24 protein-coding genes are annotated in these 23,191 nt (G+C 59.7%); 13 read left to right on the top strand and 11 right to left on the bottom strand.

Annotated features, from left to right (window positions below; all coding sequences use genetic code 11):
* Window positions 1–16 precede the first annotated feature (16 nt).
* The 5 genes from V6N02_RS16610 to V6N02_RS16590 all read left to right on the top strand — a co-directional run bounded on the left by V6N02_RS16610 (window position 17) and on the right by V6N02_RS16590 (window position 3,870).
* Window positions 17–763 (top strand): amino acid ABC transporter permease, encoded by a 747-nt coding sequence (locus V6N02_RS16610; RefSeq protein WP_371227284.1) that lies wholly within the window; start codon window positions 17–19, stop codon window positions 761–763.
* Complete coding sequence (locus V6N02_RS16605; RefSeq protein WP_371227282.1) at window positions 760–1,644, top strand: amino acid ABC transporter permease; 885 nt, start codon at window positions 760–762, stop codon at window positions 1,642–1,644. The genes V6N02_RS16610 and V6N02_RS16605 overlap by 4 nt, the downstream gene beginning before the upstream one ends.
* Before the next feature lie 9 nt (window positions 1,645–1,653).
* Entirely contained in the window at window positions 1,654–2,400 is a 747-nt protein-coding gene (locus tag V6N02_RS16600; RefSeq protein WP_371227280.1) for an amino acid ABC transporter ATP-binding protein, read from the top strand.
* Window positions 2,401–2,605: 205 nt separating this feature from the next.
* Complete coding sequence (locus V6N02_RS16595; RefSeq protein ID WP_371227278.1) at window positions 2,606–3,313, top strand: Crp/Fnr family transcriptional regulator; 708 nt, start codon at window positions 2,606–2,608, stop codon at window positions 3,311–3,313.
* Complete coding sequence (locus V6N02_RS16590; protein ID WP_371227276.1) at window positions 3,310–3,870, top strand: DUF4202 domain-containing protein; 561 nt, start codon at window positions 3,310–3,312, stop codon at window positions 3,868–3,870. Before V6N02_RS16595 ends, V6N02_RS16590 begins: the two co-directional genes overlap by 4 nt.
* 2 nt (window positions 3,871–3,872) lie before the next feature.
* On the opposite strand, the gene V6N02_RS16585 is transcribed toward V6N02_RS16590, so the two are convergent.
* The 7 genes from V6N02_RS16585 to V6N02_RS16555 form a co-directional block, all read right to left on the bottom strand.
* Window positions 3,873–4,142, bottom strand: a complete 270-nt coding sequence (locus tag V6N02_RS16585) for a nitric oxide reductase F protein (protein ID WP_371227274.1) — start codon at window positions 4,140–4,142, stop codon at window positions 3,873–3,875.
* A 4-nt stretch (window positions 4,143–4,146) separates the two neighbouring features.
* Complete coding sequence (locus V6N02_RS16580; RefSeq protein ID WP_371227272.1) at window positions 4,147–4,695, bottom strand: cytochrome c oxidase subunit 3; 549 nt, start codon at window positions 4,693–4,695, stop codon at window positions 4,147–4,149.
* Complete coding sequence (locus V6N02_RS16575) at window positions 4,692–6,626, bottom strand: nitric oxide reductase activation protein NorD (RefSeq protein WP_371227270.1); 1,935 nt, start codon at window positions 6,624–6,626, stop codon at window positions 4,692–4,694. The genes V6N02_RS16580 and V6N02_RS16575 overlap by 4 nt, the downstream gene beginning before the upstream one ends.
* 9 nt (window positions 6,627–6,635) lie before the next feature.
* A complete protein-coding gene (locus V6N02_RS16570; protein ID WP_371227268.1) occupies window positions 6,636–7,448 on the bottom strand; it encodes a CbbQ/NirQ/NorQ/GpvN family protein in 813 nt (270 codons plus the stop codon).
* A gap of 5 nt (window positions 7,449–7,453) precedes the next feature.
* Window positions 7,454–8,818 (bottom strand): cbb3-type cytochrome c oxidase subunit I, encoded by a 1,365-nt coding sequence (locus V6N02_RS16565; RefSeq protein WP_371227266.1) that lies wholly within the window; start codon window positions 8,816–8,818, stop codon window positions 7,454–7,456.
* Between the two features lie 15 nt (window positions 8,819–8,833).
* Window positions 8,834–9,286: a c-type cytochrome gene (locus tag V6N02_RS16560; RefSeq protein WP_371227264.1), complete on the bottom strand. Its 453-nt coding sequence runs from the start codon at window positions 9,284–9,286 to the stop codon at window positions 8,834–8,836.
* Between the two features lie 123 nt (window positions 9,287–9,409).
* Complete coding sequence (locus V6N02_RS16555; protein WP_371227262.1) at window positions 9,410–10,711, bottom strand: NnrS family protein; 1,302 nt, start codon at window positions 10,709–10,711, stop codon at window positions 9,410–9,412.
* A gap of 361 nt (window positions 10,712–11,072) precedes the next feature.
* Between V6N02_RS16555 and cobA the strand changes: the two genes are divergently transcribed.
* The 8 genes from cobA to V6N02_RS16515 all read left to right on the top strand — a co-directional run bounded on the left by cobA (window position 11,073) and on the right by V6N02_RS16515 (window position 18,798).
* Window positions 11,073–11,867 carry a uroporphyrinogen-III C-methyltransferase gene (gene cobA / locus V6N02_RS16550; protein WP_371227261.1) on the top strand — a complete coding sequence of 265 codons (795 nt, stop codon included), beginning with the start codon at window positions 11,073–11,075 and terminating at the stop codon, window positions 11,865–11,867.
* 90 nt (window positions 11,868–11,957) lie between these two features.
* Window positions 11,958–12,689 (top strand): CbiX/SirB N-terminal domain-containing protein, encoded by a 732-nt coding sequence (locus V6N02_RS16545; RefSeq protein ID WP_371227259.1) that lies wholly within the window; start codon window positions 11,958–11,960, stop codon window positions 12,687–12,689.
* Window positions 12,686–12,919: a hypothetical protein gene (locus tag V6N02_RS16540; protein WP_371227257.1), complete on the top strand. Its 234-nt coding sequence runs from the start codon at window positions 12,686–12,688 to the stop codon at window positions 12,917–12,919. The genes V6N02_RS16545 and V6N02_RS16540 overlap by 4 nt, the downstream gene beginning before the upstream one ends.
* Before the next feature lie 278 nt (window positions 12,920–13,197).
* Window positions 13,198–14,268, top strand: coding sequence for an ABC transporter ATP-binding protein (locus tag V6N02_RS16535; protein WP_371227255.1), 1,071 nt, complete (start codon window positions 13,198–13,200; stop codon window positions 14,266–14,268).
* Between the two features lie 4 nt (window positions 14,269–14,272).
* Window positions 14,273–15,184: an ABC transporter permease gene (locus tag V6N02_RS16530; protein WP_371227254.1), complete on the top strand. Its 912-nt coding sequence runs from the start codon at window positions 14,273–14,275 to the stop codon at window positions 15,182–15,184.
* The gene (locus V6N02_RS16525; RefSeq protein ID WP_371227252.1) at window positions 15,177–15,980 is read left to right on the top strand and encodes an ABC transporter permease; all 804 of its coding nucleotides are present in this window, start codon (window positions 15,177–15,179) and stop codon (window positions 15,978–15,980) included. The genes V6N02_RS16530 and V6N02_RS16525 overlap by 8 nt, the downstream gene beginning before the upstream one ends.
* A 51-nt stretch (window positions 15,981–16,031) precedes the next feature.
* Window positions 16,032–17,057 (top strand): ABC transporter substrate-binding protein, encoded by a 1,026-nt coding sequence (locus tag V6N02_RS16520; protein ID WP_371227249.1) that lies wholly within the window; start codon window positions 16,032–16,034, stop codon window positions 17,055–17,057.
* 76 nt (window positions 17,058–17,133) lie between these two features.
* Window positions 17,134–18,798 carry an amidohydrolase gene (locus tag V6N02_RS16515; protein WP_371227247.1) on the top strand — a complete coding sequence of 555 codons (1,665 nt, stop codon included), beginning with the start codon at window positions 17,134–17,136 and terminating at the stop codon, window positions 18,796–18,798.
* On the opposite strand, the gene V6N02_RS16510 is transcribed toward V6N02_RS16515, so the two are convergent.
* From V6N02_RS16510 to upp, 4 genes are all read right to left on the bottom strand, one after another.
* Window positions 18,786–19,889 (bottom strand): NAD(P)/FAD-dependent oxidoreductase, encoded by a 1,104-nt coding sequence (locus tag V6N02_RS16510; protein WP_371227245.1) that lies wholly within the window; start codon window positions 19,887–19,889, stop codon window positions 18,786–18,788. The two genes, V6N02_RS16515 and V6N02_RS16510, sit on opposite strands and share 13 nt — an antisense overlap.
* Entirely contained in the window at window positions 19,886–20,908 is a 1,023-nt protein-coding gene (locus V6N02_RS16505) for a histone deacetylase family protein (RefSeq protein ID WP_371227243.1), read from the bottom strand. The genes V6N02_RS16510 and V6N02_RS16505 overlap by 4 nt, the downstream gene beginning before the upstream one ends.
* 66 nt (window positions 20,909–20,974) lie before the next feature.
* Window positions 20,975–22,444: an SPOR domain-containing protein gene (locus V6N02_RS16500; RefSeq protein WP_371227241.1), complete on the bottom strand. Its 1,470-nt coding sequence runs from the start codon at window positions 22,442–22,444 to the stop codon at window positions 20,975–20,977.
* A gap of 109 nt (window positions 22,445–22,553) precedes the next feature.
* A complete protein-coding gene (upp, locus tag V6N02_RS16495; protein WP_371227239.1) occupies window positions 22,554–23,186 on the bottom strand; it encodes a uracil phosphoribosyltransferase in 633 nt (210 codons plus the stop codon).
* Window positions 23,187–23,191: the final 5 nt, after the last annotated feature.

The following is a 23,191-nucleotide window of genomic DNA, read 5'->3' as shown; positions in this document are numbered from 1 at the left end:
ATTGGATCCCCCCCGAATGGAAGATTTCTTCCGCGAACTGGCTGCTGATGCGCCGCGCTGGAATTTCGTCTGGATGTATGACGAACGCCAACAGGGCAAGGTGCTGGCCGGGCTTTGGATGACCATCAAACTCAGCGTAATGTGCCTGATCCTGTCGGTGATCATCGGGCTGGTTGGGGCGTGGATGCAAGGCGCGCGTTCTGCCGTTATCCGCGCCATTGTTCAGGGCTATATCCAGTTCTTCCGCAACACGCCCCCGATGGTCCAGCTGCTGTTTTTCTACTTCGCACTTGGGCAATTCACACCCGTGGTTACGGGCGAGGATGGCTGGACGGTTCAGCCCATTATCTCAAATGTTGGCTGGGCGGTGATCTCGCTCAGCCTGTTCGCCGGGGCCTTCAATGTCGAGATTTTCCGCGCCGGGATCGAAGCGGTGCCTGAAAGCATGATCGAAGCCGCTGAATCCCTCGGCTTCAGCCGATTGCAAATCTATCTTTATATCGTGCTGCCACTGGCCTTCCGGGTGTGCCTGCCGGCGTTGAACAACAACCTTGTGAACCTCGTGAAAACCACAACGCAGGCCTATGCAATTGCGGTTCCTGAGCTGCTTTACCATTCGGTGTCGATCTGGAACGATTTCCCCTCGGCTCAATACCCGACCATGCTGCTGGTCTTTGTCTCCTACATCCTGCTGGTGGCCATCCTCGTCTTTGGGATGAGCCGTTGGGAACGGGGCATGAGAATTCCGGGGTATGGCACATGAGACGTATTCCTGGCATCAACGCGCCCGGCAGCGACATGGCCGTGCTCAAACCTTTCGACACAAAGGCGCATGTGCCCGATGGCTATATCTTCACCCGCTGGGTCGCAAACCTGCCGTGGTGGACCCCGTTGGTTCTGTTGATGGTGATGGCCGCGTGGCCCTCGATTGCCTACGCCCAAAGCCGGTTCAGCACGGGCGAGGCCTTTGGTGCCTTGTGGCGGTGGATGCCGTTCCTGCTCTGGTCGGGTTTCGTGTTCAACGTGGTCATTTCGCTTCTGGCAATGGCCATCGGTACGGTGGCGGGTGCGGCGCTTGGACTGGCGCAAATCTCGCCGCTCAAACCCCTGCGCTATGCGGCGTGGTTCATCACGCAACTGTTCCGCAACTCACCCTGGCTGGTGCTGCTGTTCATTGTCCTCCTGGCCTTCCCGTTTGAAATCAACGCCTTTGGCATGACCATCCGCATCCCTGACTGGATGAAAGGGGTGATCGGCCTGAGCTTGCCTGTGATGGCCAACATTTCCGAGGTGGTGCGAGGTGCTGTGCAATCCGTACCCACCGCACAATGGGAGGCTGCCGAAAGCCTTGCCTTCTCACGTCGCCAGATCTTGTGGCAGATCATCCTGCCGCAATGCTACAAGCGCATGTTGCCGCCCTGGATGAACTGGTACGCAATCCTGACCATGGCCACGCCCTTGTGCAGCCTGCTTGGCATCGAGGAAATCATCACCCTGTCGCGTCAGGCGATGGAGGCCGAAGACAACCATCCCGAACTTCTGGTGCCCTTCTTCGGTTTCGCCCTGATGATGTTCTTTCTCTACTGCTATCCCATCGCCCGGCTGACCATGCGGCTGGAACGTAAATTCGCCGTGAAACTATGAGGACACGCTATGACCTGGACCTCTGACCAACCGATCATTTCGCTGAAAGGCGTTCATAAGTCCTTTGGCTCGCTTGAAGTACTGAAAGGTGTCAGCATCGACGTGATGAAAGGCGAGGTGATCTGCATCATCGGCCCTTCCGGATCAGGGAAATCGACGCTGATCCGCTGTATCAACGGGCTGAATGACATCCAGCAAGGCTCGATCACCGTTGAAGGCCAGGAAGTGCATGACGTGAACCTCGACAAGCTGGAACTGCGCAAAAAGGTCGGGATGGTGTTCCAGCAGTACAACCTGTTCCCGCACAAGACGGCGCTGGAAAACGTGATGATGGCACCGATCAAGGTGCTGAAACAGGACAAGGCCGAGGTAGAAAAGCGCGCCTTGGAACTGATGAAAAAAGTGCGACTGGACGGCAAGGAACACAGCTATCCGGGCGAGTTGTCAGGCGGGCAACAACAACGCGTTGCAATTGCCCGGTCGCTGGCGATGAACCCCGATGTGATGCTGTTTGACGAGGTCACGGCCGCGCTGGACCCCGAGACGGTGAAAGAAGTGCTGGTCACGATCAAGGATCTGGCCTCTGAGGGAATGACCTGCATCCTTGTAACCCACGAAATGGGATTTGCCCGCGAAGTGGCCGATCACATCTATTTCACCGATCGCGGCGTCATCGTCGAACACGGCCCCCCGGCAACGTTCTTCACCGAAGCCAGCGATCCGCGTACCCGCGAATTCCTCAGTCAGATTCTTTAAATCATCACGTCACACAACGACTTAGCGGCAACAACAATTGCAGTATTGCGGCATTGCGCATAAGGTTAACTCGACGGGGTAAGTGGTTAGGACGTGATTGGCACAACAAGGACGGCGCTTTTCCGCGTCTCCTTTTGTCTGCCTTTCGACTGTTTAACCTCCCAAACGCACCCCTTGAAATTAGACCATCGGGACAGGAACCCATATGAAGCGCATCGAGAATCTCGATATGGTCCGCACCTCGCTGTTGTTACGCAGCCTGCCGGATGAGGCCGTTGATACTTTGCTACAGGATGCATCCGTACGCACGGCCACGCGGGGTGAGACGATCTTTCTGCAGGGGGAGCCGGCAGATGCGATCCACATTGTCGCCGAAGGCTGGGTCAAGCTGTATCGCGTGTCGCCCAATGGCAACGAGGCCGTGGTGAATGTCTTTACCCGTGGCCATAGCTTTGGCGAGGCGGTCGCCTTTCGTATGGGCACCTACCCTGTATCAGCGGAGGCCGTGACTGACTGCAAACTGCTCGCGGTCTCGTCACGCACTTTCATCAACCTGCTGAAACACGACCCGGAGGTGGCAATTGCGGTGATCGCCTCGACCTTTGCGCATCTCAACCAGTTGGTCGGACAGGTCGAGCAGATGAAAGCCCAGACCGGCGCGCAACGTGTGGCCGATTTCCTGCTGGAGCTTTGCGATTGCAAGACTGGAAGCTGCACGGTCACCCTGCCCTATGACAAGGCGCTGATCGCCGGGCGTCTGGGGATGAAACCCGAAAGCCTGTCGCGTGCCTTTACCAAGTTGAAACCGATCGGCGTGGGCATCACGCGCAATCACGCCACGATCAAGGATGTCACCGCCCTGATGACCTATGCCGAGGAAGACCCGGCCTCGGCCTGGGGGAAGGCGTTATGAGCCGTCTGGACGCGGCGCTGACCGCGATTGACGCCGCTAATGCCCATGATCCCAAGCAGGAAGACGGCCAGCCCGAAGCACAGCTTTATGGCCACCGGATGAGTGAAGAGATGGCGCGGCTGTTTCCCGGGGCGTCCGAGCCTCTGCAAATCGCCGCCCGAGGGCAGCATATCGAACGCTGGGTCTTGCAGCGCAAAGACTTCCCGGAAGGGCGTGCTGGCTATCTTGAATGGCGCAGTGCGCTGGCCCGCCATCATGCCAGCCGTGTGGGAGAAATCATGATCGCCGCCGGCTATGCGCAGAACGAGGCCGAGGCCGCAGGCCGGATGATCCGCAAGGAAGGCATCAAGCGCGACGCCGAGGTGCAGGCATTGGAAGACGTGATCTGTTTCGTCTTCCTGAAATGGTACTTCGCCCCGTTCTCAGGGACGCAATCGCCTGGAAAACTGGAAAGGATCGTCGCAAAAACCGCGCGCAAGATGTCGGCCGAGGGCCGCGCACGGGTGTTGCGGGAATTTGACCTGCCTTCACCCTTCGCGGAGGCGTTTGGCGGCTGACGTTAAAGCAGCGTTGGCACCAGAAAAAGGCCCAACAACACCAGACAGAACAGCCCCAGCGCGATGTCGAAACCCCGCTGCCAGAACGGAGCATTGCACAGGCCCAGATAGCGCGAGAGGATCACCCGCGCCTTGGCCCAGGCGAGGCACAGGATCACACAGCCCGCCAGCCAGGTCAGGCTCTCGGGCCAAACCCATAGCGTGATCGCAGTGGACCCAAGGCTCAGCCCCACCAGCCAGATCCAGGCGCGCAAGATGGACGTCGCTTTCATCCTCTTACCGCAGCAGGTAAATGACGGGAAACAACAGCACCCAGACCAGATCGACCATGTGCCAGAACGCGGCGCCTGCCTCGATATTGCGCGGTGCATCCTTCCACGCGATCAGCAACAGCACGACGACCCCCGCCACCACATGGGCGGCGTGAAATCCGGTCAGCAGGTAGTAGAACGTGTAGAAGGGATGCGTGTCCCACGCGATGCCCAAGCTGGCCTTGTCAGCATATTCCACGCCCTTGATGATCAGAAAGACAATGCCCAGACTCGCCGCCGCGATCAGGGCCAACCGGGCCACGCCACGGCGGGCGTTTTCACGCAGATAAAGCGCCCAGGCCGCCAAGGCCCCGCTGGTAACCAGCACCACGGTATTGATCCCGGCACCCGTGCGCGACAGGGCATCCTGAGCCATGGCAAATCCCGTTGGATCACTCACGCGCACAGCCATAAACGCCGCCAATCCGGCACCGAACACCAGGAGTTCGCTGATGATCAGCACCCAGATCATCAGATCACCGGGCAGATCATCAAACACGGTTGTGTCGCTCATGCACCAACCAGTTCGCGGTAGATCATCGGCAGGGCTTCGGTCAGCTTTTCAGGCCTTGGAATCACATGAAATCCGCCCTGACCAAACAAGCGCGGGAACCAGCTTTTGGCCTGTTTGTCGACCGTCACACCAAAAACGGAATGCCCGGCTCGGCGTGCCTCCCGCACGGCCATGGCGGTGTCTTCAATGCCGTGCCGCCCCTCGTAGTGATCGAGATCGTTGGGTTTGCCATCGGTGATCACCAAGAGCAGCCGGCGCTTGCGGCTTTGGCGCGCCAACTCGGCCGAACTGTGCCGGATCGCGGCGCCGACGCGGGTGTAAAAGCCGGGTTTCAGCCCACCAATCCGTGCCTCGACATCACCGTTCATCGGCTGATCAAAGCTCTTGCATTGCTGGATATAGACGCGATTGCGCTTGAGGGACGAAAACGCGTTGATCGCAAAATCATCACCACAGGCATCCAGGCCCCAGGCCAATGCGGCCAATGCCTCCCGTTCGATATCAATCACCGCACGATCCCCGACCGCGCTTTCGGTTGACCGGGACACATCCAGCAGGATCGACACCGCCAGATCACGCTGGATGGGCCGCGACTGTCGCCAGATGCGATTGCTGCCCGCGCCATTGGCCAGAATATCGACGCGCGCACGCACGGTGGCTTCCATGTCCAACTCGTCGCCGTCCAATTGACCGGGCACATAAATGCGTCCCGGGCGCAGCGCCTCGAACTGGCGTTTGACATGGGCGATCCGGCGCGCGGCCTTCGGGTCTTCGCGGAAAGACGGGATGGCATCATCTGGTTCGGCAACGGAATGCAGCACGCGAGCATGATCGGGCAGGTAAACACCGGCGCGCGCATCCCATTCCGGATAGGTGCTGATGTCTGACAAGCGTTCACGATCCACATCTTCAGGTGACAGATCAAGATGCAGTTTCAGCCGCGTGGCCGGCGCTTTGGAAATCTGGCCCAGCCCGATTTCCTCCTGATCATCCGCAGCCTTCTTGGCGCTGTCGGGGTCGTCGTCATCGACCCGGCGGTTGAGGTTGAGAAACTCGGCCCAGCTCAGGATCGCCTCGAACTTGTGCAGGATCAGGCTGTCCTTACGCTCGGCCTGATCAGCATTGCGACGTTGTGCGCGGTGGGTCTTTTCGCTGCCCTCTTCGGGGGGGCCATCGGTATCGCGGGTTTCGGTCTTGGTGGCGGCGCTAAAGGTGAGCGGTTTAAGATCGGGCCAGAGTGGCACCGGCAGGAAAGGGCGATAGCCACGCGGGGCCGACAGATCGTCCAGCCCCTCCTCCATCGCCATCAGGAATTCCTGCGCACGGGGCGGCAGATCGGCAGGATCGCCAAGCATCTGGCGGATCAACGCCTCGATGGCCGCCTCATCCGTCGGCAGGCTTCGGGTGTCGCGTTGATGCAGGGTTGCGGAACACAGGCCCGTATACAGATCGCGCAGGCCGGGCGCGGCCTCAAGCGCGGCGTCACACATCTGGCGCGCTACGATCAGCGCTGTCAGGTCGGCGCGCAGCGGATCGGTTTCGGGGCGATGGGCCGGCGCATGGGCCAGCGCGGCCACCAACCACAGATACAGCGCGCCATTGGCCTCACGCATCGGAAAGACCGCCAGACTGTCGGGCAGACGCAGGATTTCGCCATCGAAGCTGGCGCGCGGGGTCTGTTCGGCCTCGGTGCCCAGACGGCGGCGCAGGCCAAGGCGGTGGTGGCTGGTTTGCGGCGCGACGGCGCGCAACTCAATCCCATGCCCCCCGCCCAGTCCGCGAAAAAAAACGGCCAGCCGCCCGCTGACCTCGGAGAGGTCAACAGCGGCTCCATGATGCACCTCGGGCGCATCCAGGCGGCTGGCAAAAGCGTGCCACAGTTTCCCGATTGTTTCTTCGGGTTCCCATGGCTCGATGTCGATCTTTGTCATGGCCATGCCTCACCCAAAGACGGCTGTAACCAGATCGAGGAGCCCGCGTTTGATATCTTCGTCATCGGTCAGCGGCGCGATCATCGCCGCCTCGACAGCCCGCTCAACGGGCATGCCAGTTGCAATCAGGGTCGCGGCATAGATCACCAGCCGGGTCGAGACCCCTTCTTCAAGGTCCTGCCCTTTCAGTGCCCGCAGTTTCCCTGCCAGACGCACCAACGCCTTGCAGCGATCTGCCTCAAGCCCGCTTTCCTGCACCACGATCTGTGTCTCAAGGTCGGGGTTCGGAAAATCAAACTCCATCGCGACAAAACGTTGCCTTGTCGAGGGTTTGAGGGTTTTCAGGATGTTCTGATAGCCCGGGTTGTACGAGGCCACGAGCATGAAACCGGGTGCCGCTTCAAGCTCTTCTCCGGTGCGATCAATGGGCAGGATGCGGCGATCATCGGTCAACGGGTGCAGCACCACGGTGACGTCCTTGCGGGCCTCAACCACCTCGTCGAGATAGCAGATCGCGCCTTCGCGCACCGCGCGGGTCAGCGGTCCATCGACCCAGACGGTTTCGCCCCCTTTCAAAAGGTAGCGCCCGATCAGATCCGAGGCCGACAGATCATCATGACAAGCCACGGTGTAAAGCGGGCGGTTCAGACGGGCGGCCATATGGGACACGAACCGGGTCTTGCCGCAGCCGGTCGGTCCTTTCAGAAGCACCGGCAGATCATTATCGCTGGCCGCCTGAAACAGCGCACATTCGTCGCCCTGGGCCAGATAGAAGGGGGCGGTGGCCGCCCCCCCCTTGTTTTGTGGCAATGTGCCGTCCATACCACTCACTCCGCAGCAACCGGTTCGGCCGGTGTGATGATCTCTTTACGCGGTACAAGGATCGCGTAGAGGTACAGCAGCACACCGAGAAGAACCACGACGCCAGCTCCAAAGCGCATCCAGTAGAAGATCGAAATCGCATCCTGAACGTCCATGAAATAGTCCCCCTCCACACGTTGCATGTGGGTTTGGACAGTGCCCGCAAAGGTCAGCACGAAGGTCATGAAGACCATCCCGCTCGATATCAGCCAGAAGCTTGCCATGTTCAGCACCTGATTATAGGGGTCGCGATTGCGCAGAATCGGCATCGCATAGCTGAACAGAGCCAGGTTAAGACAGACATAGGCACCGTAGAAGGCCAGGTGACCGTGGGCGGCTGTGATCTGTGTGCCGTGGCTGTAGTAATTCACCCCGTGCAGCGTGTGCATGAAGCCCCAGACACCGGCGCCGAAGAAGGCCAGAGTGGCACAGCCAAGGCTCCACAACAGGGCGGCCTTGTTGGGGTGGTCCCGCTTGCCTTTCCAGACCATCACGAAGGCGAAGGCCATCATTGCAAAGAACGGGATCACTTCGAGGCTGGAGAAGATCGAGCCGATCCACTGCCAGTAACCCGGTGAGCCAATCCAGTAATAGTGGTGCCCGGTGCCAAGGATGCCCGAGAACAGCGCGGCCGCAACGATGACATAGAGCCATTTCTCAACGATTTCGCGGTCGACGCCGGTTAGTTTCAGCATCAGGTAGGCCAGGATTGAGGCCATGATCAGTTCCCACACGCCTTCGACCCACAGGTGCACAACGTACCACCAGTATTGCTTGTCCAGCGCCAGGTTTTCAGGGTTGTAGAAGCTGAACAGGAACAGCAATGCCAGACCCCAGAGACCCAGAAGAAGGATGTTGGAAATCGCGGTCTTGCGCCCTTTCAGCACCGTCATCGAGACATTGAAAAGGAAGATCAGCGCCGCCACGACGATACCGGCCTTGACCCATTTTGGTTGCTCAAGGAACTCGCGCCCCTCTTTGCCCAGCAACCAGTTGCCTTCAAAAAGGTTGAAGACATAAGTCAGCACCACGCCCAGCGTACCGACCACGAGAATGATCAGTTGCAGATAGGCCAGTTTGGTCGAGTGCAATTCCCGCTCGGCTTCTTCGGGGATCAGGAAATAGGCGGCCCCGAAAAACCCGAGCAGCAGCCACACGATCAACGAGTTGGTGTGCAGCATCCGTATAGTGTTAAATGGCAGAAGTTCAGACAGCGTGTTGGGCATGACGTAGACCCAGCCAGCCAGAAGGCCGCCAAGAATCTGAACCGCGAACAGGGCCATTGCCACGGCGAAATAGGCAAGAGCCACTTTTTGAGATTGATATTTCATGGTTGTGGTCCTTTCTCAGCCCGCATCATTCGGCGGCCAGCCCTGTGCGTCGATCTTGTCGACCCAGATCAGGAAATCGGACAGCCCCCGGGTTTCTTCCTCAGTGAGCTCGAAATAGGGCATCTGACGGCGCCCCTCGACTCCACTGGGTTGGGATTTCATCCAGCCATCGAGCGTCTCAAAAGCCCCTTCGGGATCATCTACAACGCCCCAGCGGGTCATCACATTGGCCAGTTCGGGGGCAAAGTAGGCCCCTTCGCCCATGATTGTGTGACAATTGATGCAGGTGTGACGTTCCCAGACCTTTTTGCCCAGTGCGACACTTTCAGTCAGGTTTTCAGAGTTTGAGGAAGTGTTGACGATATACAGGTGCGAGTGCACCGACAGCCCCAGAAATATCAGGATGAAAAAAAGTGATCCCCCATAGAATATGTTCCGGGCCATGCCTTTTGTCATGACGTCGCGCATGCATGTCTCCTTTGCGCGTTGAGTTAGATAGACCGATTGTGAGGCCCGGAAGCGGCGTGCTCCTTGACTATTGTCAACGGCACCCGAATTCAGCGAAACAAAGACCTGGCCACAAACCGCAGATCAGCTTGCATCGGTCAGGCGGGGGCCGGTCAGGGCCGGCCAAAGGGCGACCAGGTAAAGCATGAAGGCCGAAATCCAAAGGCCACCGGTCAACAGAACGGCCGGGAAATACCAATCTTCACCCAGCCCCGTCGCCAGCCAGCGCAACCCGGCCGCCAAAGCAATCAACCCATAGGCCAGCGCAACAGCCGAAGGGGCCTGCAACGCCCGTCCGGTATGCCCCAGAACGGCACGGCTCATCACCGCAAGGGTCATACCGCCTACGGCCCCAATGCCCAGAACATGGATGGCCGCCACCTCGCTGCCCGCTCCAAACAGGCTTAGGCCCCAAAGGACCATACCCAGCCCCAACATCAACATGGCCAGATGCAGCGCCCAGAGAATCGGTTGGTTCAGCGTCCAGAGGGGACGCCAGAACAGAACCCGCACCATCTGGGCGATCCCGGCGACCAACGCCACCGCCCCCACCAGCATGTCAGGCAGGCCAAACAGCAAACCGGGTAATAAAAGCGCCATTCCCGCCATCGCCACCATATCAACGGGTTTGCGGCTATTGGGCCAATCCGCCTCGACCACGCCAGCCTTTTTCATGGCATTGCGCGTAAAGGCCGGTGTCACACGTCCCCCCAGCACCGCGATCATCAGGCACAGCCCGATCAGGCCAACGCGTAGTCCGTTATATAGGGTATCATCACTCAGCCCCATCCACTCCAGATGGACCATCAGGTTGCCCACCCAGATCAGGCTGAGGAACACCAGGAAGGCCACGTTTTGCCGCTTGGGCCGCTTGATTAGCATCAGCGCGATTTTCAACCCCAGCAATGGCAGGAACGCCAGGTCGATCACCGCCACGGCCAAGGGCGGCAAGGCCCCGGACAACCACATCACAACGCGTCCGGCCAGCCAACACGCCACGACCAGCCACACAAAAACATGCCCGACGGCCTTCGAGCCGGTCCAGTTCGGCACGGCGGTCAGGAAAAAACCGCCCAAGGCCGCGCTGGCATAGCCAAAAATCATCTCATGGGCGTGCCAAAGATGCGGTGGCGGCGCAAATGGCAAGGCCAGAACCGAACTGCCAGCGGCCTGCGCCCCCAGCCACGCCTCCCAGACCAAAAGAGCAAGAACCGCGTAAAGCCCTGCACACAGGAAGAAGATACGGTAGGGCTCGCCCAGGACGCGCAACAAGGTGGATTTCATCAGATCAACCTCCGTTTGATGAACGGCACGATCCAGAACCTGGCAGGAGGTGACAAAAAGCATCGCCACCGGACAGCTTGGACGCATCGCGCGGGTATTCATGGGCAATGCTCCTGCTGGTTCCTTGGCGATCAATCGCTTCGATCACGGAACGCACGGGCCAGGGCAGCGCCTTCGCTACCACACAGCATCGCTTCATCTCCCCGCGATCTCGTTGACAAAAGTCAAGGTATGGCTCCGTGGATGATGCCAGTTTTTCAGGAAGTTGAGAGAGTGCAAAGGGAGACCCCGAAATGACCCTAGTGATCGCCACAGGCTGCGTCATCATTTTGTTCAGTGTGACCATCGCCTTCGGTCGCCTTGCATCTGCCACATGCCCCAGACGCATCACGTGACGACCTCCCCGTCCTTTCCACTTGTTTGACATCCATCCCTCATTCGCCCGCCGCAAGGAGCCAGCAAAATGACAGAACCCGGTAAAGTTTATCTGATCGGCGCAGGCCCCGGAGCACTGGACCTGATGACGCTGCGGGCGTTGCGTATGCTCGAATCGGCGGATGCGGTTGTTTATGACCGTCTGGTCTCGCCCGAGATTCTGGAAATGGCACCGACAACGGCGCAGATGATCCCCGTGGGCAAGGCCCCGAAATGCCACACGGTACCGCAGGATCGCATCAACGAAATTCTTGCCGAGCTGGCCCAGCAAGGTCTGACCGTTGCTCGCCTGAAGGGCGGCGATCCGTTGATTTTCGGACGCGGCTCGGAAGAAGCCGCGCATCTGAGCGATCTTGGCATCGCCGTTGAATACGCCCCCGGCATCACCGCCGCGCAGGGCATGGCCGCCGCAACCGGCGTGCCGCTGACCCATCGCGGGCTGGCCACGGGTGTGCGTTATGTGACCGGCCACCGCGCGCGCGATCAGAAGCTTGATCTGGATTGGGCCAGCCTCGCCTGTGAAGACACGACGCTGGTGGTCTATATGGGAGTGGCAAACATCGCCGAGATCGCCCTTGGACTGATGCGCGAAGGCATGCCCGGCAGTCTGCCGGTGCTGGCAGTCTCCAACGTCACCACCCCGCGCGAAGGGCGATTGATTTCACGGCTGGATCAGATCGGTCTGGACATGGCGGCCCGCCCCATGCGCGCGCCGGTGCTGTTCGTGATCGGACATGTTGTGTCGCTCTATCGCGAGGATCACTCGGCGTGTGAACTGGGCGAAGAGATCCCGACGCACGCAGTGGCCATGGCGGGTGAATAGACAACCCTTCCCGATCCTGCGCCCTTGTTGGTCTGGGCAGACGCGCGTATCGCGTTAGGTTATGATGCCCGCACCCTAGAGGAACCCATCATGCCCGGACCCGACACGCCCACAGCGCGCTGCGCGATTATCGTCAGCCATGGTCAGCCCTCGGACCCTGACCCGGCCGAGGCCGGGTTGGCGGCCTTTACAGCCGATGTGGCCAAGGCCCTGCCCGGCTGGCGCATCGAAAGTGCAACTCTGGCAGCCCCCGGCGCTCTGGATACTCAGCTTGAGGCGTGCCCGCCCGATCCATTGATTTACCCGATGTTCATGTCGCAAGGCTGGTTCACCGGCGACAATCTGCGCAAACGGCTGGGCAGCCATCCTGCACAGCTGCTCTTGCCTTTCGGGGTTGACCCTCACCTGCCCGATATGGCCGCGCAGCTGTTACAGGGCGTGCTGGACAAGGCCACATGGTCCGCGGCCGAGACACAGCTGTTCATCCCCGGACACGGATCCGGGCGCAGCCCGAATTCGGCCCGCGACACATACGCCTTTGCCGAGGCGTTGAAAGAACGCATTCATTTTGGCGAACAACGCGTCGGATTCGTCGAACAAGACCCCTCGCTGGTCGATATGGCCACCGGGCTGGGCCCTAAATCCATCTGCCTGCCCTTCTTTGCCGCGCGCGGCGGGCATGTGGTGGATGACATCACCGAGGCGCTGGAAAAAGCCGCGTTCAGCGGCATTCGCCTTGATCCGATCGGCTGCGCACCCGAGGCTCCGGCCCTTGTCGCCCGGGCATTGCGGCGCGCCCAGGTAAAAGAGGCAGCCGCATGAGCAAACAGACCAAAGTCACCCCCAAACTATTCCTGCTACTATACCCATTTACGGCACTGGCCGTGGCGATCAACCTCTTCATGCTGGGGCTGATGTGGCAGACCGTGGGGCTGCCCATGATCTCTCCTGTCGCCGCATTGATCGCGTGTGTTCCCTTGGGCCTGCCCGCCAATTGGTGGATCACCAGATGGGTTCAGGGCCTGATTGACGAAGCCGAAGGGCGCTCCTGACCAGCCAGGCGGAACCGGCTTTGCCAGTCTTTTACTCTCGTTGATCAATAAGTCAGCGCCGACCTGCGCGCCGGTTTTAGGGCAACCGATAACTTTCCGAAGGCATCCGGCAAGAACGACCATGCTGCGTGCAATGCATCGCCCCAAGCCTCTGTTTCCAAGAGAATTTTGCAACCTACCCTATAGGGGGTAGTCCGGCCTGATCCGCGTCATGTTCGCTTGACAGACTGCCCTCCAGCGCCTTTGATCAAAAAAATGGCGATCGGGGGGGCCTGCCAGTGATCGAAATTGAAAACGTGACGAAAATCTTTGGCGACGGCAAGGATGCCTTCACTGCCCTTGATGATGTCTCGGTGACGATCAAGTCGAACGAGTTTTTCACCCTACTTGGTCCATCCGGCTGCGGGAAAACCACGTTGTTGCGGGTCATTGCCGGATTTCTGGACCCGACACGCGGCGAAGTGGCGTTGGATGGGCAGGACATCCTGCCGATGCCCCCTTACGAGCGTCCGGTGAACACCGTGTTCCAATCCTACGCCTTGTTTCCCCATCTGACGGTGCGCCAGAATATCGCCTTTGGGTTGGAAATGCTGAACCGTCCGAAAGCGGAGATCACCGAAACCGTCAATGAAATGCTGTCCCTTGTGCAGATGGAGCCGATGGCGGATCGCAAAACCTCGGAAATCAGCGGCGGGCAACAACAGCGTGTCGCTTTGGCCCGCGCTTTGGCCCCACGCCCCAAGGTTTTGCTGTTGGACGAGCCGCTGTCGGCGCTGGATTTCAAACTGCGCAAGGAAATGCAGCTGGAACTGAAACGCCTGCAGCATGAAACCGGCATCACCTTTGTCTTCGTCACTCATGATCAGGAAGAAGCCCTGACCATGTCCGATCGCATCGCAGTGATGAAGGGCGGGACCATCCGCCAAATCGGCGGGCCGCGTGACATCTATGACCACCCGGCAGAGCGATTCGTGGCCGATTTCATTGGCGACACGAATTTTATTGATGCCGAATTGCTCTCGACCGACGGCACCACCGCACAGGTCAAACTGGCCTCGGGCATGGAGGTTGCCGCCAGCGCCTTGGGCGGCGAAGGCACAGGCAAGGTCACTTTGGCCATCCGCCCCGAACATGCCACGCTTGATGCAGCGGAGGGCGCGCTGTTGCCCGGAACCTTGGCCGATGTGGTCTATTTCGGCACCGACACGCATTATCACGTTGATCTGGACAGTGGCGGGCGCTTTGTGGTGCGCCGTCAGAACCAGCCGGACCAGGCCCAGGCCGGGGCCGTGGGCGACAAGGTGGGCGTTAATTTTGCCCCCGGCATCGGCCAGGTTCTGAGGGACTAGCGGCATGAGCGAGCATATTCTCAACCGCCGCCGCGAAGAACGCCGGGCTCGCTTTCTTCTGCTGGCCCCGGCGATGTTCCTGCTGCTGATAGCTGCCAGCGGCCCGTTGTTGATCGTGGTGGTCTATTCTTTCCTGACCCCCGGTGACTATGGCGGGGTGGTGTGGGAGTTTTCCGCCAAAGCGTGGTTCAACGTCGTGGCGCAGATTGATTTCTTCACCGACGAACTGACATTAGCCGATGCACATCTGGCGGTGTTCTGGCGTTCGCTCAAACTATCTCTAATCACCGCGGCCATGTGCCTGGTTGTGGGCTTTCCCACAGCCTATTTCATCGCCACACGCCCCGCGGGACAGCGCGATATCTGGATGCTGCTGATCATGATCCCGTTCTGGACCAACCTGTTGATCCGCACCTTCGCGATCATGGAACTGATCCGAAACGAGGGCACCGTCAACAGCCTTTTGATGGCAATGGGGATCATAGACGAACCCATTCAGATGCTGTTCACCGAATTCGCGATCATGGTGGGGATGACCTATGTCTATCTGCCGCTGATGATCCTGCCGATCTATGCCTCGATGGAGCGCTTGGATTTCTCTCTGGTCGAGGCGGGATATGACCTCTACGCGAACCGCTGGAAGGTCCTGCGCAAAGTGATCTTCCCATTGGTCAAGCCGGGCGTCGTGGCCGGGTCGATCCTGGTCTTCGTGCCGTGTCTTGGAGCCTATGTCACGCCGCGCGTGCTTGGCGGAGGCACGCAGCTGATGCTGGGCAATCTGATCGAATTGCAATTCGGACAGCTGAGAAACTGGCCGCTTGGGGCCGCGCTGTCGCTGACCCTGTTGATGGTGGTGATGGTCGCGCTGATCTTCTATGTGCGCGCCGTGGGCCGCGAGGAGCAGCACCATGGCTAAACGTGGCTTTGATGTGCGCCGCCAGACCGGCTTTACCACGATCGCGTTCGTCTGTTTTGCCCTGCTTTATCTGCCGATCGTGCTGCTGGTGGTCTACTCCTTTAACGCTGGTGAATCGATTGCGGTCTGGGAAGGGTTCTCGCTGCGCTGGTATCAATCCGCCTGGGAGAACGAGAAAGTGCAGGGGGCCACGATACGATCCCTGATCATCGCCTGTGCAGCCTCTCTCATTGCCACCTCGGCCGCCGTTCTGGCCGCCATGGCAACAACCCGTGTGAAACCCTGGAAAGGCCAGACGATTGCCTTTTCGCTGATCAACCAGCCATTGATGGTGCCCGAAATCGTGACCGCCGTGGCCCTGTTGATCTTCTTTGCGATGATCAAAACGGCCACCGGTTACACCGGGCTGTGGTATCTGATTGTTGCCCACTCGGCCTTTTGTATTCCCTTCGCCTATATGCCGATCCGTGCGCGATTGCAGGGTATGGATTTGAGCCTCGAACAGGCAGGGGCCGATCTTTACGGCTCGCCCTTCAAAGTGTTCCGCCGTATCACTCTGCCCCAGCTTTGGCCGGGTATCCTTGCCGGGGCAATGCTGGCCTTCGTGATCTCGCTGGATGACGTGGTGATCACCGAGTTTGTGAAATCCGCCGGTCAGGATACACTGCCCACCTATATGCTGGGTCAGTTGCGCCGGGTGATCACCCCCGAAATCAACGCCATTTCCACCGCGCTTCTGGCGATATCCGTGGCCATGGTGATCGCGTTTTTCTTGCTGAGCCGGAAAAAGACCTAACAAGATGCGGGATCAACCCGCCAAAATCCAAATCAAACAGAGGAGATACAAATGAAAAACCTACTCGGAACCGCCACGGCGCTCTCGCTGATCGCCGGCATTGCCGCCGCCGAGGGCGAGCTGAACATCTATAACTGGGGCAATTACACCAGCCCCGAGATGATCGAGAAATTCGAGGCCGAAACCGGCATCAAGGTCACCATCACCGATTACGACAGCAACGACACCGCGCTGTCTAAGATCAAGGCCGGTGGCCATGGCTTTGACATCGTGGTGCCCTCCAGCACCTATATCCCGATCTGGGTCGGCGAAGGCCTGTTGATGGAATCCAAGCCAAACGAGATGGAAAACTTCAAGCATATGGACCCGCGCTGGGTCGATGTGGAGTTTGATCCAGGCCGCAACTACACCGTTCCGTGGCAATGGGGCACCGTGGGCATCACCGTGAACACCTCGGTCTATGGCGGTGATGTCAACACCGCCGCCGTGATCATGGACCCGCCGGATGAGCTGAAAGGCAAGATCAACGTCGTGCCGGAAATGAACGACGTGATGGGCATCGCCATTAACTATGTCGGCGGCGAGCAATGCACCGATGACAAGGAAGTGCTGAAGAAAGCGCGCGATGCGCTGGTCGCGGCCAAGCCACACTGGCTGTCGATGAACTATGGCAATATCGAAAGCTTCGTGAAGAACGACGTCTCGGCTGGCGTCTACTGGAACGGCGCTTCCTTGCGCGTGCGCCTGCAGAATGAAGATGTGGTCTATGGCTACCCGCAAGAAGGCTTTCCAATCTGGATGGATAATGCCGCCGTGCTGGCCGACGCCAAGAATGCGGACAATGCCAAGACCTTCCTGAACTTCATCATGGCCCCTGAAAATGCCGCGATGATTTCGAACTTCGCGCGCTATGCCAACGGCATCAAAGGCTCGGAAGAGTTCATGGATGAAGTGATGACAACCGCCCCCGAGGTGGTCATCCCGGCGGAATTGGCCGATGCGGGCTATGTCGCGAAAACCTGCGATCCTGCCACGCAGAAGATCTACAGCGCGATCTGGACGGAACTGACCAAATAAGCGCCACGAAAAACCTCGCGTGGCCGCACGTTCGCTGTGGCCACGCGTTTTCTTTTTTCTACCCCGGAGCACCCTCATGGCCCATCCCGCAGATATCGTGATCCTCAATGGTACCCTGATCACTTTTGATCCCGCACAGCCCAAGGCCGAGGCACTGGCCGTCGCGGATGGCATGATCACAGCCGTGGGGAGCACTGCCGACATCCGTGAACTGGCAGGGCCAGCCACCCGCGTGGTGGATGCAGGCGGCCATACGGTTCTGCCGGGGTTTATCGACAGCCACGTGCATCTGTTCGGCGGCTCGGTCGAGATGGGGTATCTTGACCTGACCGACGTGGTTGGGATCAATCAACTGACCCCTCTGGTGCGCGATTGGGCTGCCAAATGCCCGGACGAGACGTTGGTTTTTGCCGTTCAGGCGGGCTATGACATGATGGGAGAAGGACGCCCCACCACCCGCCACGATCTGGACGCGGTTCTGCCGGATCGTCCTTTTGCCTGTTTCTCGCCCTGTCACCACACGGTCTGGGCCAACACCAAGGCGCTGGAACTGGGCGGTGTGCTGCACGGTGGCAAGGTCGATGCCGGGGCCCAGATTGTCATGGGAGAAGACGGTCTTGCTGCGGGCGAGTTGCAGGAGCCCTCGGCCTATGCATCCGTTCTGCTTCATACCCGTCACGGCGGGCGTGACATGGCCGGGCTGACCAGCGGTGCCAGCCCGGAACCACCTGCGACCGCCGCCGAACGTGCGGCCGATAAGGATGCCATCGAGCGGGGAATGAAACATTGCGCCAGCCACGGCATCACTGGCCTGCATCTGATGGATGGCAATTTCTATCAGGGCGAATTGCTGTCTGACCTCGAAGAAGAGGGGCGCATCCTGTGCCGCAGCCAGGTTCCGTTCCATTACAAAAGCTTTGATCCGCTGGACCGTTTTGCCGAAGCCGCCGAAATGCGCACCCAGTTCAACAGCGACTGGGTCTGGACCACCAATGTGAAGATGTTCATGGACGGGGTCTGCGAAAGCCGCACGGCGCTGATGCTGCAACCCTATCCCGGCACCGATCATATTGGCGATGCTGTGTTTGAGGCCGATCATTTTGCCGAGGCTTGCGTGACTGCCGATGCGATGGGGTTGCAAATCGCCACCCATGCGATTGGTGATCTTGGGGTGCGGGTCACGCTAGATGGATACGAGGCTGCGCAGAAAGCCAATGGCGTGCGCGATTCCCGCCACCGCGTGGAACATATCGAGGTGCTGCATCCCGATGATCTGCCCCGTTTCGCCGAACTTGACGTTGTCGCCTCGATCCAACCCGGCCATGCGCCCTTTGGCGGCATCTTTCCGCCCGTCGGTATGGACGAAGTCCTGCATAAGCATCAGATCCCGCTTTGCTTTGCCTGGCAGGACATCCGCAACAGCGGCGCGAAAGTCGTGTTCTCAACCGACTGGCCGGTGATTCCTGTCGATGTGATGCCCAATATCAAAGGCGCTGTGGCGCCTGTGCCCATCGAGGGCTGGCGCGATCAGACCCAAAGCCTGATGGACACGCTGGAAAGCTACACCGCAGGCAATGCCTGGGTCGAGTTCAACGAGGGCCGCAAGGGACAGCTGAAGCCGGGCATGATGGCCGACATCGCGGTGATGTCGCATGACCTTGAGGCGATGGAGCCTGCAAGCATCGATGCCTCGCGCGCCGTGCTGACCATTTGCGGCGGTCGGGTGACTTACGAGGGATAAAGGCGGGTTGGGCTGAGCGCGGCGACCAAGTCAGGCGCGAGTGTCGGTGATTTCTCCAGACAAAGCTCTGCGGTCAATGCCCCCAGCGCGGGCGAGGTCTGCACACCATAGCCGCCCTGCCCGGCCAGCCAGAAAAAACCCGGTGCATCCGGAGCAAAACCGCAAACCGGCGTGCGATCCGCCACGAAACTGCGCAAGCCTGCCCAGCTGTGCACAGGGCGTACAAGAGGGAGATCGACCATCTGCGAAAACCGGTCCAACCCTTCGGCCAAAACCATGTCATCGGGGTAGATATCCTGCGCCTCGACCGGGTCTTCATCCGCCGGGGAAATCATCAGCCCCGGCGCTTGCGGTTTGGCATACCAATCCTCACTTATGGATCCCACCATCGGCCAGTTTCGATGTTCCGGAAACTCGGGCGGCACCGGCATGATCACGGCTGAGCGCCGCATCGGTTGCAACCCAATCGGGCGCACCCCGGCCAATGCGGCAACATGATCGGCCCAGGCCCCGGCGGCGTTGAGCAGAATGGGCGCGCTTACATGATGCGCGCCCGCCCGCACCCGCCAGCCATCGGCCGTCGCAGTGATCGCACCGACCTTCGCACCGGTCAGAACCGTCCCGCCGCACGCGCGCAGGTGCCGCGCGTTGATCTGCAACAGGCGATTCACGTCAATATCCTGCGCATCGCGTTCCAGCAGGGCCGCCGCGATCTGATCACGCCGCAGCACGGGGATCAGCTCCAACGCATCATCGGGGCCGAGACGCTCAAGGCCGTTGCCCTCTTTCATCTGCGCGTCCAGCAAGTCCAACTGGTCCTCGCGGGCCAGCAACAGTTCACCGCGCGGTGACAACACAGTTTCGCCGGTTGTCGCCCCGTTCAGCGTCGGCAGCGAGGCTGCATTCAATCCTCGCAGCGTGGCATTGCCGTAATTCAGCACAAAAATCGCCGCAGACCGCCCGGTGGAATGATAGGCCAGTTGGGCTTCGGCCTCGATCACGGTGACGCGCGCCTCTTGGGCCAGGGCAGCCGCTGCACTGATCCCGGCGATGCCGCCGCCAATTACAATGATATCGGGCTGGGTTTTCATCCGTGCGCGAAGACGTCAAGAATACTGGTCAGATTGTCGCCCAGCGCGTCGCTAAGATACCCGCCTTCCTGTACCAGAACAGTCGGCAGGCCAAGCCCGGCAATCGCCTTTCCAATACGGGCAAATCCGGGCGTGGTCAGGCCCATTCCCTTGAACGGATCACTCTCATGGGCGTCAAGTCCCAAGGCAACAACCAGAGCAGTACAACCAAACGTCTCGATCCGGGCCAGCGCAGTGTCCAAGGCTTTCAGATAAGCGTCATCGCCGATGCCCTGTTCAAGTGGGAGGTTCAGGTTATAGCCCTGACCCGCGCCCTCGCCCCGTTCCTGCGCATGGCCCCAGAAGAAGGGATAAAACCCCTCTGGATCGGTATGCAGTGACACCGTCAGCACATCACTGCGTGCATAGAACATCCCTTGGGTGCCATTGCCGTGATGCACATCCACATCCAGAATGGCGGGGCGATGGCCCGCCTCCAGCAATCGCTGCGCGGCGACCCCGGCATTGTTCAGAAAACAAAAGCCCCCCGACTGATCACCAAAGGCGTGATGCCCGGGTGGACGGCAAAGCGCGTAGGCGGCCCATTCGCCCTCACAAATCACGTCCGCCCCGGCAATCGCACATTGCGCCGACCAATAGGCCGCCTCCCACGTATGTGCCCCAATCGGACAGGCTGTATCGGCCTGATGATACCCCGCCTGCCCCACGGGCGAGGTCGGATAACTGTCAGTGCGGCGACGGGGATGAACATTCGGGATCACCTCAGGGCCTGCGCCCTCCATCTGTCGCCAGCGTCCATGGATGGTTTGCAGGAAATCGAGATATTCAGGCGAATGCACCGCCGCAATCGAGGCCAGCCCGGCATCCGAGGGTTCGCGCATCTCGCATCCTGCCGCCTTGGCACCGGCCAACAGGCGGGCAATCCGCTCGGGTTGTTCCGGGCTGGGTTTCGCGACACCCATTGACAGGAAATGCTGGGGATCATGCTGCCACTGCCGATCATCAAAGAACGCTTTCATCTGCTCTCCCTCAGACGACAAAGGCGGGTCCGATGACCCGCCTTGCCAGAGTTAATCCACTGCGCATCATTTGCGCAGGAATGCATCTCCAAAGCCCATCGCGCGGACGCGTTTCAGGGCCGAATTCAGCTGAGCTTGTGACTGGAACGGACCGGCGACGACCACACCATAGGTGCGCCCGTTGCGTGTCGCTTTGCCCAGCTTCGCGGGCAGACCTGCATTCGCGACACGTTGGGCCGCACGCTGTGCGTTGCCTCGGTCAGCGAACATTCCCGCCTGAACATAGCGATGGCTGACGGCACTTGGCTGGGCCTTGCGCACGGTCGAGCGTGACGAGACAACCGCCGTTTTCTGCGCCGGTTTCCGGGCCTGCTGCTGCGCTTGTTCCTGCTTGCGCAAAGCGCGACGTTGCGCGCCTGGATTGGCAGCTTCAACCTGACGCTTGGCCTGTTGAACCTTTCCACGGCTCGACATGGTTACCTGCGCCTGTTCTTGCTCGGCATAGCTCAGATGCGGATATTGCAGGCCGGGATACATATCGGCCACCTCACGCCCACTCCTGCGATCCACCAACCGGCGCGGCACCGTATTGGTCCAGACCAACTGCATCTGCGCGCGTCCAGAATAGGTTTGATAGGCGCGTCTGGGGTTCAGGCGGTCGTCATCCCACGCGGCCTTATAGCCTTTCGGGATATAAACGCCGCGCGTGCTGGCCACCCTTTCCTCATAGATACGGCGCGGCACGATGCGGGTCGAAACCGCCGTGACGGTTCCCGTACCATAGGTGCTGGCGTGCGTGGCGCTGCGTTTCAGCGGCACAGGCTGCGTATAGCTGGGGCTGTTGCTGACCGAGGTCGTTCGTATCACACGCCCCTGCCCGTCTTTTCTGAGAGTGGCATGGGTTGTTGCCTGCGGTCCGCAGCGCACATTCACCCCGGAAGCGGCTTTCAAATACTGGCTGGAAATCGCGCTGGCACCCCGGCACGCGCTTTGACGCGGAGGCACCGCGGTTCTCTTGACCACTTTTTTAGGTGCGACCTTTTTGGGGGCGGCTTTGACAACTTTCACGGTTTTCGGCTTGGTGGCGACTGTGGGTTGCGTCGGCGCGGGGACCCGTACGACCTGGGGTTTGGGGGCGGCGGCCGGTTTTGCAGCAGGCGCGCGTGCCACTGTCGCAGTCGTGGATTTCGGTTTCGCGGCAGGTTTTGCCGCCGGTGCGGTCGACGCCGGAGCAGCGGCCGGCGCTGTCTGCGCCGGTGCCTCGGTCACCTGCGTTGGACGCGCGATGCTGGGCTGGAAACCGCAAATCACTTTGCGATCCCGCGACACACGCGGCACCCATGTCACATTGCCGTCGATCCCCGCACGGACGAAAACGCACCCGTTACTGTCAACATATTGTCGACCCGTAAAGGACGATGGCGGAAACTCTGCCGGTGCCTGAACGCTGGAAATTGACTGGGCCTGAACCTGTGAAAACCCAAGGCCCGATGAGGCTGCGATAACTGCGATCGCGATGTAACTGCTGACTCTCACTTTTATCCCCACGGTTTTGTGAGAAAGAGTGCCTTAATTCAGGTTCTGAGTAAACCGTTTATCGCCATTTCAGGAACAGTTTGTCCCCATTTTGAGGGTAAATTTTAGCTTATTTAGTGCCAAACATCCGATCACCCGCATCACCTAGCCCCGGCAGGATGTATCCGATCTCGTTCAGTCGCTCGTCCAGAGAGGCGGTTACGATGGGCACATCCGGGTGGTTTTCTTTCATCTTTGCAACGCCTTCCGGAGCCGCCAGAAGGCACAGAAAACGGATGTCCTTGGCCCCGGCCTCTTTCAGCAAATCGATCGCCGCAGAAGAGGAGTTGCCCGTCGCCAGCATTGGATCGACCACGATCACAAGACGTTCATCAATATGGTCCGGCACCTTGAAATAATACTGAATGGGCTGAAGCGTCTCTTCATCACGGTAAAGGCCGACAAATCCGACCCGCGCCGAGGGAATCAATTCAAGCATGCCATCCAGCAATCCATTGCCCGCCCGCAGGATCGAGATCAGCGCCAGTTTGCGCCCATCCAGTACCGGGGCGTCCATTTCAACCAGCGGCGTTTCGATGGACTTCGTGGTCATCGGCAAGGCGTGGGTGATCTCGTAAGCCAGAAGCTGACTGATCTCGCGCAGAAGCTGGCGGAAGACAGCGGTCGAGGTGCCTTTCTCGCGCATCAGCGTCAGTTTGTGTTGCACAAGGGGGTGTTTGACGATGGTCAGATGCTGGGTCATGTCCG

The organism is Roseovarius conchicola, assembly GCF_041403425.1.
Taxonomy (GTDB): domain Bacteria; phylum Pseudomonadota; class Alphaproteobacteria; order Rhodobacterales; family Rhodobacteraceae; genus Roseovarius; species Roseovarius conchicola.
The sequence above is the reverse complement of the archived record's forward strand: the minus strand, read 5'-3'. Positions and strand labels throughout refer to the sequence as shown.

Bases quoted from the DNA above. Each gene is read 5' to 3' on its own strand.
- V6N02_RS16600 (WP_371227280.1), top strand. From the start codon at position 1,654: ATGACCTGGACCTCTGACCAACCGATCATTTCGCTGAAAGGCGTTCAT.
- V6N02_RS16590 (WP_371227276.1), top strand. From the start codon at position 3,310: ATGAGCCGTCTGGACGCGGCGCTGACCGCGATTGACGCCGCTAATGCC.
- V6N02_RS16595 (WP_371227278.1), top strand. From the start codon at position 2,606: ATGAAGCGCATCGAGAATCTCGATATGGTCCGCACCTCGCTGTTGTTA.
- V6N02_RS16570 (WP_371227268.1), bottom strand. From the start codon at position 7,448: ATGGACGGCACATTGCCACAAAACAAGGGGGGGGCGGCCACCGCCCCC.
- V6N02_RS16565 (WP_371227266.1), bottom strand. From the start codon at position 8,818: ATGAAATATCAATCTCAAAAAGTGGCTCTTGCCTATTTCGCCGTGGCA.
- V6N02_RS16525 (WP_371227252.1), top strand. From the start codon at position 15,177: ATGGCTAAACGTGGCTTTGATGTGCGCCGCCAGACCGGCTTTACCACG.
- cobA (WP_371227261.1), top strand. From the start codon at position 11,073: ATGACAGAACCCGGTAAAGTTTATCTGATCGGCGCAGGCCCCGGAGCA.
- V6N02_RS16560 (WP_371227264.1), bottom strand. From the start codon at position 9,286: ATGCGCGACGTCATGACAAAAGGCATGGCCCGGAACATATTCTATGGG.
- V6N02_RS16545 (WP_371227259.1), top strand. From the start codon at position 11,958: ATGCCCGGACCCGACACGCCCACAGCGCGCTGCGCGATTATCGTCAGC.
- upp (WP_371227239.1), bottom strand. From the start codon at position 23,186: ATGACCCAGCATCTGACCATCGTCAAACACCCCCTTGTGCAACACAAA.
- V6N02_RS16605 (WP_371227282.1), top strand. From the start codon at position 760: ATGAGACGTATTCCTGGCATCAACGCGCCCGGCAGCGACATGGCCGTG.
- V6N02_RS16610 (WP_371227284.1), top strand. From the start codon at position 17: ATGGAAGATTTCTTCCGCGAACTGGCTGCTGATGCGCCGCGCTGGAAT.
- V6N02_RS16510 (WP_371227245.1), bottom strand. From the start codon at position 19,889: ATGAAAACCCAGCCCGATATCATTGTAATTGGCGGCGGCATCGCCGGG.
- V6N02_RS16505 (WP_371227243.1), bottom strand. From the start codon at position 20,908: ATGAAAGCGTTCTTTGATGATCGGCAGTGGCAGCATGATCCCCAGCAT.
- V6N02_RS16515 (WP_371227247.1), top strand. From the start codon at position 17,134: ATGGCCCATCCCGCAGATATCGTGATCCTCAATGGTACCCTGATCACT.
- V6N02_RS16540 (WP_371227257.1), top strand. From the start codon at position 12,686: ATGAGCAAACAGACCAAAGTCACCCCCAAACTATTCCTGCTACTATAC.
- V6N02_RS16580 (WP_371227272.1), bottom strand. From the start codon at position 4,695: ATGAGCGACACAACCGTGTTTGATGATCTGCCCGGTGATCTGATGATC.
- V6N02_RS16530 (WP_371227254.1), top strand. From the start codon at position 14,273: ATGAGCGAGCATATTCTCAACCGCCGCCGCGAAGAACGCCGGGCTCGC.
- V6N02_RS16520 (WP_371227249.1), top strand. From the start codon at position 16,032: ATGAAAAACCTACTCGGAACCGCCACGGCGCTCTCGCTGATCGCCGGC.
- V6N02_RS16575 (WP_371227270.1), bottom strand. From the start codon at position 6,626: ATGACAAAGATCGACATCGAGCCATGGGAACCCGAAGAAACAATCGGG.
- V6N02_RS16555 (WP_371227262.1), bottom strand. From the start codon at position 10,711: ATGAATACCCGCGCGATGCGTCCAAGCTGTCCGGTGGCGATGCTTTTT.
- V6N02_RS16585 (WP_371227274.1), bottom strand. From the start codon at position 4,142: ATGAAAGCGACGTCCATCTTGCGCGCCTGGATCTGGCTGGTGGGGCTG.